General features: G+C 41.1%; 13 protein-coding genes and 2 pseudogenes. 9 read left to right on the top strand and 6 right to left on the bottom strand.

Annotated features, from left to right (window positions below):
* Window positions 1-441: 441 nt before the first annotated feature.
* Window positions 442-744, top strand: a complete 303-nt coding sequence (locus tag D0466_RS19075) for an EthD family reductase (RefSeq protein WP_117324125.1) — start codon at window positions 442-444, stop codon at window positions 742-744.
* Between the two features lie 114 nt (window positions 745-858).
* Here the strand turns inward: D0466_RS19075 and D0466_RS19080 are convergent.
* Window positions 859-1145 (bottom strand): annotated as a pseudogene (locus D0466_RS19080) (IS1595 family transposase); the annotation flags it as partial.
* A gap of 31 nt (window positions 1146-1176) precedes the next feature.
* Between D0466_RS19080 and D0466_RS23705 the strand changes: the two are divergent.
* The 4 genes from D0466_RS23705 (at window position 1177) to dnaB (ending at window position 3826) form a co-directional block, all read left to right on the top strand.
* Entirely contained in the window at window positions 1177-1248 is a 72-nt protein-coding gene (locus tag D0466_RS23705; protein WP_407675652.1) for a hypothetical protein, read from the top strand.
* Between the two features lie 196 nt (window positions 1249-1444).
* Window positions 1445-2200: a conserved phage C-terminal domain-containing protein gene (locus D0466_RS19085; RefSeq protein WP_117324126.1), complete on the top strand. Its 756-nt coding sequence runs from the start codon at window positions 1445-1447 to the stop codon at window positions 2198-2200.
* Window positions 2193-2537 carry a replicative helicase loader/inhibitor gene (locus D0466_RS19090; protein ID WP_117324127.1) on the top strand — a complete coding sequence of 115 codons (345 nt, stop codon included), beginning with the start codon at window positions 2193-2195 and terminating at the stop codon, window positions 2535-2537. Before D0466_RS19085 ends, D0466_RS19090 begins: the two co-directional genes overlap by 8 nt.
* Window positions 2534-3826 (top strand): replicative DNA helicase, encoded by a 1293-nt coding sequence (dnaB, locus tag D0466_RS19095; protein WP_233522715.1) that lies wholly within the window; start codon window positions 2534-2536, stop codon window positions 3824-3826. The genes D0466_RS19090 and dnaB overlap by 4 nt, the downstream gene beginning before the upstream one ends.
* 379 nt (window positions 3827-4205) lie before the next feature.
* Here dnaB and D0466_RS19100 read toward each other — a convergent pair whose 3' ends face one another.
* Window positions 4206-4568 carry a hypothetical protein gene (locus D0466_RS19100; protein WP_233522716.1) on the bottom strand — a complete coding sequence of 121 codons (363 nt, stop codon included), beginning with the start codon at window positions 4566-4568 and terminating at the stop codon, window positions 4206-4208.
* A 341-nt stretch (window positions 4569-4909) separates the two neighbouring features.
* Here D0466_RS19100 and D0466_RS19105 point away from each other — a divergent pair, with 341 nt between their 5' ends.
* On the top strand, window positions 4910-5302 hold the full coding sequence (locus D0466_RS19105; RefSeq protein ID WP_117324129.1) for a hypothetical protein: 393 nt from the start codon (window positions 4910-4912) through the stop codon (window positions 5300-5302).
* A 325-nt stretch (window positions 5303-5627) separates the two neighbouring features.
* Window positions 5628-5959: pseudogene (locus D0466_RS19110) on the top strand (IS110 family transposase); the annotation flags it as partial.
* Between the two features lie 234 nt (window positions 5960-6193).
* Here the strand turns inward: D0466_RS19110 and D0466_RS19115 are convergent.
* Both D0466_RS19115 and D0466_RS19120 read right to left on the bottom strand, forming a co-directional pair.
* A complete protein-coding gene (locus D0466_RS19115) occupies window positions 6194-6856 on the bottom strand; it encodes a hypothetical protein (RefSeq protein WP_117324130.1) in 663 nt (220 codons plus the stop codon).
* 55 nt (window positions 6857-6911) lie between these two features.
* On the bottom strand, window positions 6912-9779 hold the full coding sequence (locus tag D0466_RS19120) for a carboxypeptidase regulatory-like domain-containing protein (protein ID WP_117324131.1): 2868 nt from the start codon (window positions 9777-9779) through the stop codon (window positions 6912-6914).
* Between the two features lie 91 nt (window positions 9780-9870).
* Here D0466_RS19120 and D0466_RS19125 point away from each other — a divergent pair, with 91 nt between their 5' ends.
* Window positions 9871-10362, top strand: a complete 492-nt coding sequence (locus tag D0466_RS19125) for a hypothetical protein (RefSeq protein WP_117324132.1) — start codon at window positions 9871-9873, stop codon at window positions 10360-10362.
* A gap of 145 nt (window positions 10363-10507) precedes the next feature.
* Here the strand turns inward: D0466_RS19125 and D0466_RS19130 are convergent, their stop codons facing one another.
* The gene (locus D0466_RS19130) at window positions 10508-13537 is read right to left on the bottom strand and encodes a leucine-rich repeat domain-containing protein (RefSeq protein ID WP_117324133.1); all 3030 of its coding nucleotides are present in this window, start codon (window positions 13535-13537) and stop codon (window positions 10508-10510) included.
* 180 nt (window positions 13538-13717) lie between these two features.
* Entirely contained in the window at window positions 13718-14809 is a 1092-nt protein-coding gene (locus tag D0466_RS19135) for a DUF5050 domain-containing protein (protein ID WP_158555958.1), read from the bottom strand.
* Between the two features lie 352 nt (window positions 14810-15161).
* Between D0466_RS19135 and D0466_RS19140 the strand changes: the two genes are divergently transcribed.
* Window positions 15162-16922, top strand: coding sequence for a pre-peptidase C-terminal domain-containing protein (locus D0466_RS19140; protein WP_158555959.1), 1761 nt, complete (start codon window positions 15162-15164; stop codon window positions 16920-16922).
* Window positions 16923-17050 lie beyond the last annotated feature (128 nt).

The raw sequence follows: 17050 nt of genomic DNA on the forward strand, positions 1-17050 counted from the left end.
ACAAGACCACATTGACGGTTACTGCGAAAGATAAAGCTGGAAACGTGAGCAAAAAGGCTACGGTTAGAGTGGCCAAACATTAAGCGATGGCTCTGCATGAGAGAGGTGTCTGTCACTCCCCGAATTTTCTTGTTTCACAAATTGTTACACGAAATAGGGTAAATAAAATCTAATAATTTAGTTTGAGTATGGAAAGCTGCATGGAGAGTATGATTTCTCCAGGGCTTTTCTTTTTTTGTTTGACTCTGTTCTGGATGATTGTTGCCTAGGGATATTTTTCTTCCAAGGGCGGGTCAGTTAAATAAGAATTATTTTTTGTGGTTGAAGGAGAAATAGAGAATAAAGGCGAATGTTTATTTTAACTGCTACATATTTGTCATATATTTAATTCTGTTATTGGATAGTAATTTAAGGGAAATAAACTTAGGGGAGTTGTTTTGTATGGTTAAGATGACAGTTATTTATGAACAGCCAAAGGACAAAGAGGGATTTGAAAACCATTATTATGACGTTCATATTCCTCTTGTTCAGAAACTGCCGAATTTAAAAAATTTAAGCTATCAAAATGTGTTACAGACTCAGAATACGGAGGCCGATTTATACTTGATGGCACAACTTGAATTTGAAAACATGGAAGCCTTCCAAGAATCAATGGCTTCAGAAATAGGTCAGGAAGCCCAAAATGATGTTGGAAATCTTGTTAAGTTTTTAAATAAGCCGCCTGTCATCTTAATTAGTCAATAAGAAATTTACAACTAAAAGCGGGTACGTTAGTTTTAAAAGAGATAGCAGTCTCTTTTTTTTTTGACTTAAGCAACACTTTAATAAATGGCTCAATTGGCATTCGTTGGCCCGTACTTAACCCACGTCTCTAATGGTTTCAACTGTTGTAAAAGTCGGTCTCTGACAAGAGACTAGTAACATTTCTTTCGTTCTGTCTAGTGAAGGAATTTTTTTGTTCAGTTCCAGGAACCGGTGCCAAGACAAATAGTTGTGAAGATATTTTGTCGCCACTCCTTGAAAACGGTCCATCCATTTTTTTAGTCGCTTATGATAGCCATTAAGGTGTTGAATATGATAGATTCCTTTTCGTTATATTCTTTTTTGCTTAGGTTAAGGGCTTCGTGTTGAAGACCCTTTTCCGTTACGATTAACCCACAGAAACACAAGACCACATTGACGGTTACTGCGAAAGATAAAGCTGGAAACGTGAGCAAAAAGGCTACGGTTAGAGTGGCCAAACATTAAGCGATGGCTCTGCAGGGAAATTTCTGCAGAGCATTTCTTTTTTTATAGATGCTTAATAAAAAAATTTCCTTCCACATGCTACTTTTGGGCCGTATGGCGTTATAAAAGGGGTGAAGGAAGAAACGATCTAGCTGTGTATGCCGGATACGCGGTCCGAGGTTTCTGAATTAAAAATTTTTAAAAAGGAGCAGGTCTGATGAATCAATTAGTAGTGAAGGATACCCCGTTGCTGGTCTTACCGTCTCTGGCGCTGGAAATCGGGCTGAACGAGGCGATGATGCTTCAACAGATCCATTATTGGCTGTGTAAAAGCGACAATTGGGTCGAGGGGAAAAAGTGGGTGTATAACACCTATCAAGAGTGGAACAGGCAGCTGCCGTTTTGGTCTCTTAATACGGTAAAGCGGACGGTGAGGGCTTTGGAGGATATGGGGTACCTTATTTCGAATCGGTTTAACTACAGCAAGATGGATCAAACGAAGTGGTATACCATTAATTACGAAAAACTCGCTGGTTTGGAGAAAGGGCTGGCAGAGGCCCATTCTGGCCCTTCACAGGTCCATCATGATGTGTTATCAGATGAAAAAAGAGACGCGCAAGGGCTCAGCGTGGGCCAAGCAATACCAGAGATTACTACAGAGACTACAACAGAGAAAAAAGATATATTGCCTGTCAGGGAGATCATTGAATACCTCAATCAAAAAACGAATGCAGCCTACAAGCCGACTACCAGAAAAAACCAGGAGTTCATTAGAGCCAGGTTCCGGGAGGGGTTTACCCTGGAGGATTTTAAGAAGGTGATTGACCTAAAGGCCTCTGAATGGCTGAATGATCCGCATTGGAGCAAGTTCCTCCGGCCGGAGACTTTATTCGGGACGAAGTTTGAATCCTATTTGAACCAGAAGCCTGGGAAGAAAAAATGGCGGAGGGAGGAATTTGATTTACATGACTAAGCATGAACTCTTTACGATACTGGAATTGATCACGGCGTATTATGACCAGTTTGAGTTGGACCAGAAGAAAATTGATGCCTGGCATGATGTCTTAAGGTCCTGCTCGTTCGAATCCGTGAAAGCAAGGCTTACGTCATTTGCAGCTGTATCGGCTTTTCCTCCTAAAGTTTCGGATCTCGTTGGAGCAGGGGCTGTTGGTTGCTGCCGTGCCATTCCTGATGTGAAGGAGACTCTAGTGATCCTTGAAACCCGCCATAAGCCCGCATCGAAAGAGGTCATCAAGCAGGAATTGGCCCACATGAGAGAGATACTGGGTATCAGGGAGGCTCGGATGTGATTGAGGTGATGGAATTGTTTAATCAGGAAGCGGAAGAGGCGGTGGTGGGTGCCCTTTTTCTGGAGGATGGCCTGATAAGGGAATGCGTCCTTGAGCCGGAACAGTTATACCATACCAGGCTGAAACGGATCCTATGGGCCATGAAGCGGGCAGATGCTAAAGGGAAACCCATTGACGTGATCTCGGTGATGGAGGAGATTGGCACACATAATCTACATAAAATTGGCGGCATCGGTTATATAACCGAATTGGCAGGCAGCGTTCCTACCACTGCGAATTTCGGTTTTTACCAGGACATAGTTCTCGAATACTTTCAAAAAAGGAAGGCCGTCGAGGTTGCGGGCAGGATTATGGAGGAGGCCAAAACGGAGGATATAGGCCGCACCATTCATCACGGAATTCAGGAGCTTATGAAAATTGATAAACACGGAAGCAAGGAAGATGGATGCATCCTTCCTTGCCTGACTGAAATATATAATGATTGTGAAACGGAGTATCCAGACATAACCGGGATTCCCTCCGGCTTCAAGAAGCTGGACAAACTGACAGGCGGTTTTCAGGAATCTGACTTTATCGTCATAGGAGCCCGCCCCAGTGTCGGGAAGACCGCCTTTGCCATGAATATCTCTACTTACGCTGCACATAGTGATGCGTGCCTTGTCTTTTCTTTGGAAATGGCCAAGAAGCAGCTTTTGAAGCGGGCGACCAGTTCCCTTGGGGATATTTCCAACCAGAAAATGAGAAATCCCCAAAAACTGCTTGGGGATGAGGACTGGATGAAGCTTTCCAAGGCCATGGGGATGCTGTCTACGTCAAATCTTCAAATCTATGACAAGGCTGGAATGGACCTGCGCTATATTTGGTCCCAGGTCCGCAAGGCAAGAAGGATGCTGGGGGATGAAAAAAGGATGCTTGTTATTATCGATTATCTGCAGCTGATTGTCGGGGATGGGAGCAAGCCGAACCGGCAGGCGGAAATAAGCGAAATCAGCCGGGGATTGAAGCACATGGCAAGGGAGCTGAATGCAGCAGTCATTGCCCTGTCCCAGCTAAGCCGGGGTGTGGAAAGCCGGCAAAATAAACGGCCGATGCTGTCGGATCTCCGTGAAAGCGGCCAAATCGAACAGGATGCCGATCTCATCGCCTTCTTGTACAGGGATGATTACTATAGCTTGGATTCCGAAGAGAAAAACATTGTGGAAGTCATCCTGGCGAAGCAAAGGAATGGTCCAATCGGGACGGTAAAACTTACTTTTCATAAGGAAATTGGAAGGTTTGAAGAGGGATAGGCCTTTTTTAAATCCGCAAAGTAAAGAAGAAGCGAAAAGCCATTTCCAGTAAGATAAGTAGTTCAGATGTGGGGAAAATGTAAAAACAGAAATGAAATAACATACTAAAAACACATTGTGTATAGCTCCATAAATAGTAGTACAAATAGCAAACAAAAAACGCTTGGATTAGATTCCAAGCGTTTCGTTTTGTTATTGTCTTGTTCAACTAAAGCACCCGTTAGTTTAAGTGCATTCCTTCACATTCTGTTCGTATTGTTCATTAACTTTTGTCAATAACATTAATAAAAATAAAAGTGCCACCAGTCATGATGACACTTAAACTCTTTTCCCTTAGTTACTCACGTACTTTATGGTAACACTTAACTGTAAACAAAGGCTATTTACTTGTTACTATTAACTTTCGTGTTTTGGCATTATATATTTTATAACTAATTTCAAACTCATGGTCTTTTGTAACTGTCACCTCACAATAATAAGGGATTGACTTTCCATAAGCATCTAGTGCAGGAATATCTCTGAAGGAAAACATTTCATCTGTATCGAGCATTTCAAAATCTGCTTCAGAAGAACGACCTGATGAATCTATTTCGATAACACATTTCCCACTGACGACATCATATTCCTTAAGCACAACATATTTTAAACTTGGGAGAGTAACAACTAAAAGTAAAACACCAAATAAAAAGGCTAAAAAGCATTTACTTATTTCTAATAATGGGTAGTCTTTGTCAATTAACATTAGAATGAAGTAAATTGCTGAGCCTACTACAAACAATACTCCAAGTATGAGCATTAAGTAATAAAAAAACATTTTTCACTTCCTATAACAACTCTTCTGTTTCTTACATTGTAACATAGTTATTCCACTAACCTGCCCCGTTAGTTTAAGTGTACCACTTCACAATCTCAATAGAGTAAGGTTATTGAGACAAACATAAATTATTGTAAAACAAGGATTCTCAAAGTCTCATACGACTTGTCTCAAAAATCTTACCGTTGTAAATCCGAACTTTCCTGACTGTACCCCTAATTGGTGTATAATAGTGTGAAGAAATTTTATATTAACGGAGGGTAATGAAAATGAAGATTTTGTTTGATGAAACATACACGTCAAATGACGGAAAGCGATCAAGCAGGAATATTTGGTATGGATATGCTGATATATCTGTTGATGGTGAGTATGGAAAAAACATTAAGCTTAATGAAGATTTTATGGATAATTTATGCGAAATAATAAAAAATGACTTATCAAAGAATGCAGCAAATCCGCCTACTGAAACTAACTGGTATTTCTATGGAAGTGCTGTAACTCAGGACGCTATTGGAGACAATATCCGTCCAACAATTATGGTTCGTGAGAGATCTGACGAGTTTATAACTAATTTTAATATCAGTGACCACGATTTTGCTGTAAATATTGATGCTATTCTGTTGTTTAAGGCGGATTTTGAAAAACGTTTAGCGAGTCATTGATGAGTAATATCAGTATAAGCATTTTCAAACTATTTGAGGGGATGATTTCATAATGAATTCATTCTCCTTTTTTATGTGGTGGGGTCTTTTTTGTGGAGGAAAAGGACATTTAAAAATACAGATTGTGAATAATTACACTTAAATTAAACTGCCCCGATAGCACAATAAGAAAAGCCGTCAACATGACGGCTATGAACCTAAGCTAACGCACCCTTTAGCATTCCTGTAGATCATTATTTTTGAACTTTGATAAAAATAAGGGCTCCTCAGCAAGATTTAAGAGTAGACTCGACTCTAACCCAAAACCTTAGGAGGAACCCTTACTATGAAGTTTAAAATGCAGGACAAACAAAATCAACTAATAGAAAGAATTTCTGATAAGCATCTCGTTGTTGGGGTGGATATTGCACAACAATTTTACGTAGCCAGAGCTGTCAATTTTTATGGGATTGTAGTTGGAGATGCAATCACTTTTGAAAAAAATGTTTGCGACATTATTAAACTGGATATACGAGATTAAAAGAATACATAAACTTGAAGTGGCGATGGTCGGTATGGAACCCGCAAGGACATTACTGGATCAACCTTTCAAAATGGTTAATAAAGCAAGATATTGAAGTAGTAACGGTTAATCCTCATTTGGTAAAAAGTAATAAATAAAACCGCGATAAATCATACTAACAATAAATTTAACGACACTATCCATTGCTCACCTAATCCTATTCAAGTTATCTTTGGGCTTGCTTTCTTTGTAAGATTACAATCTGAACGTTCACCATACTTCCGTTTCAACATTGGAGCATCAGGATTATTATTAGAATAGTATATGAAAAGGAATCCACCTTAGGGAAGTTACCTCAGGCGGATTCCTTTTTGCGCTGCATGCGTCAGCTATTCAATAGTGATTACATCGAGCTCATCGGTTTCATTTAATTTCTTTTGCAGGTCAGTGACGGTTTTAAGCTTTAATGCGGTGTATTTAATATTTTTGTCGTTTTTGATATATACACCGCTGTCGCTCTTGTATAACTTTGTTTTGCTATTATAGCTGTAAATCCTAATTTCACTGCCTGCTTTGACAGTTTTGTACTTTACCGGCTTTTTCTTTTTGTCCAATTTCCAAAGGGTTGTATTTTTGAGCACGGTGGCTTTTCCTGTCATGCCCTTTTTGATCTCGACTTTTCCCCAAATCAATTTCTTATTGGCGGGCGTTTTTTCCAGTTGTTTGTCGATCAGCAATGTTTCCGGGATGGCTGTATAACGAATGCTGCTCGTTTTTTTAATGAAAAGCCCTTTCTCAAGACCATAGTATGGACTTTTATAGCTGACAGTACGGTAGACCTTGCCCTTTTTTGCTTTCCCGCTTTTTATGAATTTTCCATTGGAATCTTTTTTCAATAGATCCGTATCTTTTAAGATTTCGACTTTTCCGGTCATGCCAGTCGTTACTTCAACTTTCCCCCACATTACCTTCGCCGATGTCTGATTCGGCATAGCAAAAGAAAAAAGAAGAACAAAAGCGATCAGAAAAGAGATTGCTTGAAACTTTCTCATCCAGCTGCCTCCCAAATGTATTGATAGGCAGGAAGGGTATTCCTTCCTGCACCAATTAATTTACGTCCTGCGGTGTTTCATAGATAATGTCATTGATAGACGTGATTTTGCCGGTATTGGTATTGAAATCAAATACCCTCCATAGAGTTCCTGGTTTATTTGCCGGAACACGGAAGACACGGACCGGTACATCGGAATTCCCCATGAAGATTTCTACCTTGGCGTCCGATTCGGATAAGGCAAAGCTGTCAGTGGATCCCATGTTTGTGTAATCATGGACTATATACCGGTATACCCCTTGACGAGGTTCCGTAATTGTGACGGTTTCAGGTCCTTCATACGATCGATCGTCTATGTCCAGTTTGGCGCCGCTATAGACTTCATATTCACTGTCGCCTACCAATCTATAGAATAAATGGAATGCGCCATTTTCGGCTGGTCCGAACAGATGCGAGTCAATATCTTCCAGGGTGGTGCCCCATGTCAGGACGATTCGCATATCACCGCTATTTAGCAGCGGGGTAATCGTTGCGTTCTGGTTTTCAGTCACTGTGTTTGCTTCGGAAACGATGGTAGTAAAGTTAGTAACAAAGCCTTCTTTACTAATCTCCCCTGTATAGGTACCTGCAGGGATGGCAGCTTCATATAATCCTTGGCTGTCGGTTGTTACAGTAGTGAAGATATCGCCCTCTTCCTGATTATCTCCAAAGCGTAGGGAGATCGTTGCATCTTCGACGATTTCACCGTTGACTGCATTCACTATTTTTCCTTTCACAGTTCCCACTTCGGCATTTTCACTGACCATGAGGACAGGCTTAATCGGAAGTACGCTATCCGTCATATCCTCTGGTACTTCAATATTTGAAACGGCGTCCCTGAAATTTACTGCCGATACCTTGAATTTGTACTTGCCTTGCGGGATTTTAACGGAATATTCCCCGCTGTCATTTGTTTTTGTTTCCGCAATAGCCCGGTTGCTTTGATCATGGATTGACACCTTGGCGTCCGCGATAGGGTCCTTGGTAATCATGTCGATGACTTTTCCGCTTGCTGTGATCTTGAATTGGCTGTCCGTTGCGATTTGTACCTTTACTTTTTTGGTAATGCTTCTGGACATATCACTGCTATAGGTAACCTCGACTTCGGTTTCATCACCGTCTTCTGCGTTAACTGAAGCGGTAATATCGCCAAACGTGTTCACCTTGGCTACATTTTTGTCTTTGCTCTTCAGTGAAATTCCGGTGTCCGGCAGCGAGAATTCCTTCTCCCGGAATGAGGCGTCAATTCCTTTCACGCCAATCCGTATGCTTTCTCCCGGTTTTAAAACAACTTTTCCGGGGTTGACCACGAGATCCTCGAGCTGGCAAGTCGAGCCTTTCAGCAAACTCTTTTTCCACGGCGAGTAGCTGAATTCTTCCTTGTAAAATGGAAGTGTAATTTCCAGGCCTAATTGGGTGTAAAAGCTTAAATCGCCTTTAAAGCAAAGGATGGAGTCTGTAGATGATTCCCCTTCAAGCTTAGCTTTGAGCCCGCCTTCAGCATAAACGGCGGCAGGTTCCCATTGAAACAGGTCAACGGCCAATTCAGTGCGCAACGCGCCTTTGCCTTCCAATGTTCCCTTGAGGGCCGTCACCTTTGGTGAATTCTTAAATTTTGATTCATCAAAGGTTTTATAGCGTCCATCGACATTCTTTACACCCATGCGTACATTCAGTTCTGTATCCAGGCCGATTTCGGAGGTGATTTTTCCCTCGGCGCTGAAAATCGCCTGCAGCTTTAGTTCCGCCCCAAGAGCACCCATGAATTTGACAGGGAGGACGGCAAGGGTAGGGTCGAATTTCTTCTTAAATTCCACATCCGATCCCAGCGTGACTGTTAATTTGTTATCATAACGGCTTGAATACTCCGCGTAATTAAACTTTTGTCTCCAGAAGCTAAAATCCAGAGTTACATTAGGATCATAGATCTTTAGCATTCCATTCAAGGTAGCGATATCGTCGCCGTCATCATCCTTTAAGACAGGGAAATCCTTGTATTCTATGTACTGGTAGTCATTCTTTCTTCCGACTGTTATCTTATCGCTTGTGTCTTCCCTTGAAGCATAAACAATCTTATTGCTAGTTTTTGAAACGCGTCGAAGCTCAACAGGGAAAGCGTCCGGATTGATTCCGTTGTCAGTGATATCGATATCGAACTGTTTGGAAACATCCATGTCCTTGACTACTTCCTCCATTTTGGGCTCGGAGGTTGTAATGATTGTATTGGTGCCATCGAATGATGCCTTGACGATTTTTTTCGCATACCCGCCGGGATAGGTCTCAGTGGCAGGCAAAACGATGATCTCACCAGGCTTTAAAGCAAGAAGCTCATCATTTTTGCCTGGATAAACGATTGAATTTCCTTCTAAATTAATATCTTTTGCATCTTCGAAAACCTTGCTGTCCACATCGGCAATTTTACTGCTCAGTACCACATCATTGGCGCTGTCGTTACGCGGCGTAAAGGTTTTTGCCGGATCGGCTTTTGTCGTCCCGGTCTTAAAGGACATCTTGACCGGCTTCTTAATCAGCTTATTTTTCTTGGAATAAACATCGCTTTCTACGAACAGGGTGTAGCTGGTATTAGCCTTATATCCTTCTGAGGGAGGCCTTACCAGGACTTGTTTATCGTTGTCATGAACATACGCGGAGGTCGAAACTATATTCCCGCTGCTGTCCAAAACAAAGACATTTTGTTCATTGATGGATGCCGGTTCTAATTCATTGTTAAAGCTTATGGTCCACTCTTTATCCAATGGCACATTCTTCTTTGATGGAAGAGTCTTATACGATGTCTCTTCTGCGTGGGCCATCAATGGCGCAGAAATCAACGAAAGTAATAGAAAAAAAGCCATGAAAATATGAAAATATTTTCTTTTTTGCATCTGCAAACCTCCTGAATTTGGGAATATAGGTATATAATACTATAATAATAGGAAAAACTGTTGGGAAATGAAAAAATAAGAGGATGAAATTGTGAAAAAAGATGTTTTTAATAACCAGGTAAGCAAGAAATTGGCCTATGTTATTTCGGCCATAGGTCCTATATTAATTTTCATCATGTTAGAGGATCTGTTTGATTTTCATTTGGCAGTGGCAGCTATTATATCGCTGGTCTTTTATGGACTGATCATCTCTATCATCAACTATGGATACCTAGAAAAGATCGTCATCCAGGATGGGCGGATCATTTACTATCTGCAGGGCAAACAAACGATACCTGTTAAGGATATTGAACACATGTACTTCGTGGTAAATCTATCGTCTGCCATAGGGGAAGAAGAAATGGATGAAGGGTTTGTAAATCAAACTCCGGAAAAGAAAACGAGATCCCTTGTTATCCGGACAAAAGAAGGACAAAAACTCACCCTGAATGCAGCCAATTTCGGGAAGAGCTTTCAGGAAATCATTGATGTTTTAAAAGAGATAAACCCGTCCATAAAAATGTCGAAGCCGCAGAAGCGGTAGTGTGGGAGCCAGGATCTATTGCCATTAATATTCTTTAATGCTTAAAGCAAAGAGACTCAACCGGTTCATCCGGCTGAGTCTCTTTTTTGCATAACAATTTGATTAGCTAGAGGATGGTTCCGTCTGTCGGGGCCAAGACCCGCCGCTACTCGCCATTGACGTAAAATATCCCATTTATACGCAATTCAACACCGCGCTCAAGGAGAGTATTAACCGTAGCATCTTCCCATGGGACGATGTCCATATCAAAACTCGCGGAGATTAGGTTTTCTAACCCGGTGAGAACGGTAATATCCCTTACTGGCGTATCAATGAAGCTGATAGATCTTAACCGATCCAAGTTTCTTAGGAATGAAACGGATTCAATAGGATTTTGGTCCAGAGAGAGATCCTCCAAACTGGTTACATTCTCGAGGGAAATCTCTTTAATATCATTATCCATCAAATTAAGGCTCTTCAATTTATCCATTGAGGACAAGGCTGCGTGAATGATTCTGTTGTTACGCAGCTCCAGATTTTCTAATGCATTCAGATCAGACAAAGCCTCTATTTTTGTAACTCTGTTATGACCTAAATTTAAATCTCTGAGTCTTGTAAGATTTGCGAGAGAATCAACTTGTTCAATGCGGTTGTGTTCAAGATTCAGTTCTTCTATGCCGGCCAGTTCACTTAGCGGCTCAATATTCTTTATCTTGTTGAACCCGAGATTCAGGGTTTTTACATGTTTCATACCCTTTAAAGGTTCTATATCACTTACCCAAGTATCGAAAATCTGTAAATTCGTGAGGTTCGTAGCATATTCAAGCCCCTTTAGTGACCTTACTTCTGATTGGTAGATTTCTAAAGACTTTAATTTGGACAGGTCTTCCTTTGTAATTCCGCCTTGGGGCTTGTTTAATTCCTCGCGAATCGCTTGTTCCAGCAGACTGTCTTTGATTATTTCATCCTCATTTTCCGGATATTCCATTTCTAATCCCGGCAGCTGCTTCAAAGGTGAATAATCACGGATCGGATTGTTCTCGAGTTGAAGATCATTCAACTTCTTCAAGGCTCCAATTTGGGTGATATCAACGATTTCATTCCCTGATACCGAAAGTGCCGTCAGATTCGGCAGATTTAATTCCGGCAGGCTTTGAATGCTGTTTAGGGACACATCCAGGTTTTCCAGCTTCGGTAAGGCAGCAATAGGCTTAATATCCTCAATTTTGTTGTTCGAGAGGTCTAATTGGCTAATATGAACCAGCTTGGACAAAGGTTCAATGGAAGTAATCCTGCTTGCCGATAGACCCAGCCGTTCCAACGCCTCAAGAGATGAAAGGGCGGAAAGGCTTCCAGGTTCAAATTCCACGTATCCAAGGTCTAACTCCTGCAGTTGCGTTAATACTGTTAATGGTGTCAGGTCTGAAAAATCATTTTCCGATAGTCCCAGCAAGGATAAATGCGGCAGGCTGAATTGTGGCAGCCGCTTTATTTGATTATTATCCAGCGCTAATCTTTCAAGTTTTGGAAGGGACGAAATCGGTGCTATATCCTGAATTTCATTGTTAGATGCGTTTAGTTCGGTCAGATTTTTAAGATTGGACAAGGCATCGATATTTTCCGTTCCGCTGTCCGATATATCCAAATATCTAAGCTTAGTAAGATTGGACAGCCCCGAAACATCCTTCGATTTGATATCAAGGTGTTCCAGCGAAGTATTGAACCTGACATCCGCGGCTGAAACATGGGAATAGGGGGCTTTCAACGTTTTGAGATTACTCATGGACTTCAAAAACGTAAAGTCTTTAAAGAAAACCCTGTCCATATAAAGAAGTTCCAGCTGCTTTAGGTTTTTCAAAGGGCTTCCGTCAATACGGTCATCTGTCCCGTAGAATGTATTGTCGATATTCAGCTTCTTTAGTTTAGTCAAACCTTTAAGCGCTTGGAATGAATCGATATTGATTCGTTCCATCCAGAGTGTTTCCAGAGTTTTTAACCCTTTTATAGGCTCTAACTCGGAAACATCCGTCGCGCTGATGTCCAAATATGTAAGGCTTCGCAGATTCGAAATCGGGCGTAAATTTTTTATTTCCGTTCCATACAGATAGAGTTCCTTCAAACTCTTGGCATCTTCAAGCGGGCTTAAGTCATTTACCCGGGTAGAACCTATATTCAGGAAAGAGAGCTCGCCCCACATTCTTTCAATAAAGCCAAGGTTTCGAATACCATAATTGCTTTCGATATCGAGATATTGCAGCTTAGGGTTCTGCTCGATCGGCCAAAAGTCTTTTTCATCCAGGCCATTATAACTTACATCCAGCTTTTCCAGGTTTCTTGCATATTCCAGACCGCTTAAATCCGTAATTCCGTGATATTTAGCCGAAATTGCCGTTATTTTATCTAAATCTGTAAGCGTGATTGTACCAGACGGTTTCTTCAGTGTATCGCGGACCGCTGATTCCAGACCTTTATCTTTAAATCTAATGTCCTTGATATATGAAAAGATCGGCATATTTTCCTGTACGCCATCTTTTCTGACAAATTTGGCCGAAGTAACATCGAGCTCGCTGCTGGCTGGTTTGAATAACCAATTGAATATAAAGGTTCCGTCATGTTGCGTATCTTTAAACCTGGACGAACCAACAAACTCGTTTGGCTTGTTATTTGTTAATTTATCAAAGTTATAAAAGTACATGGGCTCTTTATCCACTTGAACTTTGACCTTTGATAATTTTCCTTTATTCACATAATAAAGAGAATGAAATGCGTATACTTTCTTTGCCGGCGGAATTAATTCTTCTGTAATTCCGACCAAATTAGGCTGGCCTGCCTTATAAGGGAAAATTTTAATTGTGCCTGTATCCGTAACATTCATGGACGAAGAAAAGGTTTTGATCCCGGTGTTGATTTCGGACAATTTTTTCTTATTGTCTTTATCAAATAGCGCTAGTTTATAACTGCCATGGTACACTGTGTATTTCTTTTTATTTTGAGTTTTATAGCCTTTCGTTTCCTTCTCTGAGTATAGATATGCCTTATGAATTTTTCCGTCTTTATCACGTAAATCCACTTGTATCCGGCTCTTTTTAATGATTTCCTGGCTGGAAAGCCCCTTTGCCGATATACTTGGGGTTTCGCCAGGACTGAAAAACACAAGCATTGCAAAAGCAAGCATAGCTAACAATCGTTTCATCATTTCTACCCCTAATCCTGGTGGTGATTTATTCGTCTAAATAAGAAGGGTGTCAAACACTACAACTAGCGAATATAGAGTACATGGGGATTATAGTGCAATTCGTTTCAATACTAGAAAGGCGAAAGTAAAAGGACTCAAAACCGGGTTACGTTCCTTTATCCGGCTGAGTCCTTTCTAAGATTAGAATTTGATCAGCTTAAGGCTGCTTCCATCAATGTACAGGAATTCCCCTTTTTTGGCGTCGACGGAGTGCAGGATTGGTCCGCCGCCCCAGAAGTCCACCTTGTGCAGCTTCTTAATCAAATTGCCTGAAAAGTCGTAAACGGAAACCTGGTCTCCGCCATCGTCAAGGAAGGTTTGTGCCACCAAACGTTTCTTATTTACATCCATATCAAGAATATATGGGTGGCGGTCGTCTTTTAAACCGCCGGATAATTGTGTAGTGATCTTGCCTGTTGCGTAATCAAAGAAATAATTGACGTACTTATCATTTACATAACCGGAAACAGAGACACCGTTTTCACCGACTGTGTAGTTGCCGCCATCACAGCCGCCGTCTCCATAAAGTTTTGTCTTAAAACTAAAGGATTTCAAGCCTTTTCCATCAAGGGCCATGCGGTATAATTTCCCTGACTTCTCGAAATAAATGTATGTTCCATTGATCCAGAAATCGGAGACACCTTTTTGAAGGACGCGTTTGTTCTTTCCGTCCAGTCTTGATTTCATGATGGTAAAGTTTCCGAAACCAGCATTCTCAACTTTAGCGTAGTATAGGTAGGAGCCGGAAACCTTGAAGATGTCTGCCGCGTCTGAAGACACGCGGTCCGTTGTTACTTTGCTGATTTTTCCGCTGCTGCTGCGTTTATAGATCTCGAGGATATCGGCATAGCCTCCGCCGCAGCCGCCGGCATATTCGCCGCGAAACAAGAATCTGGCAAAATACACGTCTTTTCCGACTTGTTGTACATGTTGAAGCGGCATCTGATTCGGGTACTTATCAGTGGACTTTGCTACCCGGCTATTGACAGTGTACACATTTGTATCCTTCAATGCGATTGGCGGGTTGCTCGTCCTCTTTAATACATACCGGGTTTCTTTTTGCACAAGAGACGCTTTGCCATTAGGAACCGCTTTATAGATTCCTGGCGATGTTTTTGAACTTCCGATTACAGGATAATAAACTTCGTTTGATGCGCCAAAGGCTGCTGTTGGCAACACAGTAGACAATAAAAGGGCACCAATAATAGCTTTGAATCTAAATTTTTTCATCATATCCCCCTCGTAAATAGTAAAATGTACCAATATTATAATGGAAATATATTCATCCGTCATTACAATTTAGGTAATAAGCCTTGAGGAATGCTATTTTTCTATAATTGTTATAGTAATAGGTACCGTAAACAAAGCGTTAAAAAGGTTGGCAATCGTCAAATGGATGGACTAACGGGTGCCGGTTTTCTAGTTTATTACCCTTGGACTTATCTTTTATACAATGCTTAAGAGAAGCCATAAAGGCTTTTCTTCAATCGATTTGTTTAGCATAAGAGAATATGGTGACAGATAGTGGATTGTATAGTAATATTTTCCTGTTGGCTAGTCATATGTTAATAGGAGGAAGATGGTTTTGAAGAAGATTGTTTCTTTAATGGCAGTTATTTTATTAATTGTCTCAGGTTCTTTTACAGCGGTTGCGGAAGGAATTTCTGAAACAGATGGCAGCGAGACTCCGGAACAGGCGATATCCCTTTCTTCGGGCATACCCGCTCTCGGGAAGATTGAACATGGAGAGGACCAGGATTGGTATAAGATCCAAGTCCTGAAAGAAGGAAAGGTCCGGGTTGCCTTGGAAAACATGCCGTACCGTTATGAGGTTACACTCTATGATAAAAATTTGAATAGTTTTGAGGTTCTTTCTTCAGAAGAGGTTTATGAGTCGGATGCCACCAAAAAGGAATATCAGCTTTCGGATCCGGGCACCTATTATATTAAAGTGCATAGTCTTGCTGGTTATTCTGCCAGCAAAGAATACAAATTGAAGGCATCCTTCCCGTCAGATCGCCCGGTTTTCGATTCAGGGTATGAACCTAATGATACGAAGGATAATGCCTATCCGGTTGCATCGGGTGAAATCTATAAGGCGAAACTCGATTCCAAGTTTGACCAGGATGTGTATGAACTGGATGTAAAACAGCCGGGACAAATAAGAATTTGGCTTGATAACCTTCCATATGATTATCGTGTAGATTTGTATAATGAAGACTGGATTAAGATCAATGGGGGCAACTCATTTTTCAGCGGGTACGACCACTTCGATTACACCACTAAAGAAACAGGAAAATATTATGCAGTGGTTCATTCCCAACAGCAGGAGTATTCCGAAGAAGTAGAGTATATATTTAAAGCAACTTATCCAGCTGCTGTGGCACATGACTCAGCGTTTGAACCCAATGACACGAAAGAGACAAGCTATTCGTTGACTTCGGCCAAAACGTATCAGGCCAAACTTGAATATGGACTGGATATCGATGTATTTAAGCTATCTGTCTATAAACCGGGCCATGTCCGGATTAATTTTTCCGCGCCGCCTTTGGATTATGATTTAACGCTTTATGATAATAAAGGAAACAGGATTGCGATAGGCCAATATGTCAATGAAGCTTCGAAGTATATAGACGTAACGGTTACGGAAGCAGGGCCTTATTATTTACATATCTATACACATTCAAAGAAGTTTTCTAATACGCAAAGTTATAAGGTCCAAGCAACCTTCCCGACAAAAACCGTCGTCCATGATAAAAAGAAGCTTGAATCGAACGATACGAGGGATTCGGCTTATCCTGTCACATCAGGGGTTGTCTACAAAGAGGTTATCAGCTCAGCGATGGACGAAGATTACTATAAAATGACCCTGAAAAAAGGTGAGAGCCTTTCTGTTTCCCTGTCCAATTTAGTGAAGGAATATAAGGTTACCATTCTCGATAGCAAGGGCAAGAAGCTTGCGGAAAAAAACAGCTGGTCAAAGAAACCGGTTGAATCACGGTATAAAGCACTTACGGCAGGAACTTATTATATAAAGGTTTCTCCACAGAGTGACGGCTACGCAGCGACGAAGCCATACAGCCTTTCTGTATTGAAAAGCAAATATTTCCGGCCGGTCATTAATGATATTGAATCAGATGATACCTATATTTCCGGTGAAGCCACTCCGAATATGAAGGTATATATCCTGGCAGGAAGCAAGGCCATTGCTACAGGGAAAACCAGCTCTTACGGCTATTACTCTATAAAGATACCAAAACAAAAAGCGAAAACTAAAATTTCCGTGTACACAAAAGATTTAAAGGGAGCAAAGAGCCCAACAGCCGCAACCATAGTGAAATTGTAAAGGAGAGTGCCCCGGTGATACATGGTCCGGGCACTTTTTGCTAAAGGTGCCTGTCACTCCTCGAATTTTCTTGTTTCACAAATTGTTACACGAATTAGGGTAAAAAAATCTAATAATTTAGTTTGAGA

The sequence above is a fragment of the Peribacillus glennii genome (assembly GCF_003429105.1).
Lineage (GTDB): Bacteria > Bacillota > Bacilli > Bacillales > DSM-1321 > Peribacillus > Peribacillus glennii.

What these genes read in the sequence shown, in the direction of transcription:
- D0466_RS19100 (WP_233522716.1), bottom strand. Translation starts at nt 4,568, where the DNA reads ATGTTAATTGACAAAGACTACCCATTATTAGAAATAAGTAAATGCTTT.
- D0466_RS19075 (WP_117324125.1), top strand. Translation starts at nt 442, where the DNA reads ATGGTTAAGATGACAGTTATTTATGAACAGCCAAAGGACAAAGAGGGA.
- D0466_RS19120 (WP_117324131.1), bottom strand. Translation starts at nt 9,779, where the DNA reads ATGCAAAAAAGAAAATATTTTCATATTTTCATGGCTTTTTTTCTATTA.
- D0466_RS19135 (WP_158555958.1), bottom strand. Translation starts at nt 14,809, where the DNA reads ATGATGAAAAAATTTAGATTCAAAGCTATTATTGGTGCCCTTTTATTG.
- D0466_RS19085 (WP_117324126.1), top strand. Translation starts at nt 1,445, where the DNA reads ATGAATCAATTAGTAGTGAAGGATACCCCGTTGCTGGTCTTACCGTCT.
- D0466_RS19090 (WP_117324127.1), top strand. Translation starts at nt 2,193, where the DNA reads ATGACTAAGCATGAACTCTTTACGATACTGGAATTGATCACGGCGTAT.
- D0466_RS19130 (WP_117324133.1), bottom strand. Translation starts at nt 13,537, where the DNA reads ATGATGAAACGATTGTTAGCTATGCTTGCTTTTGCAATGCTTGTGTTT.
- D0466_RS19115 (WP_117324130.1), bottom strand. Translation starts at nt 6,856, where the DNA reads ATGAGAAAGTTTCAAGCAATCTCTTTTCTGATCGCTTTTGTTCTTCTT.
- D0466_RS19105 (WP_117324129.1), top strand. Translation starts at nt 4,910, where the DNA reads ATGAAGATTTTGTTTGATGAAACATACACGTCAAATGACGGAAAGCGA.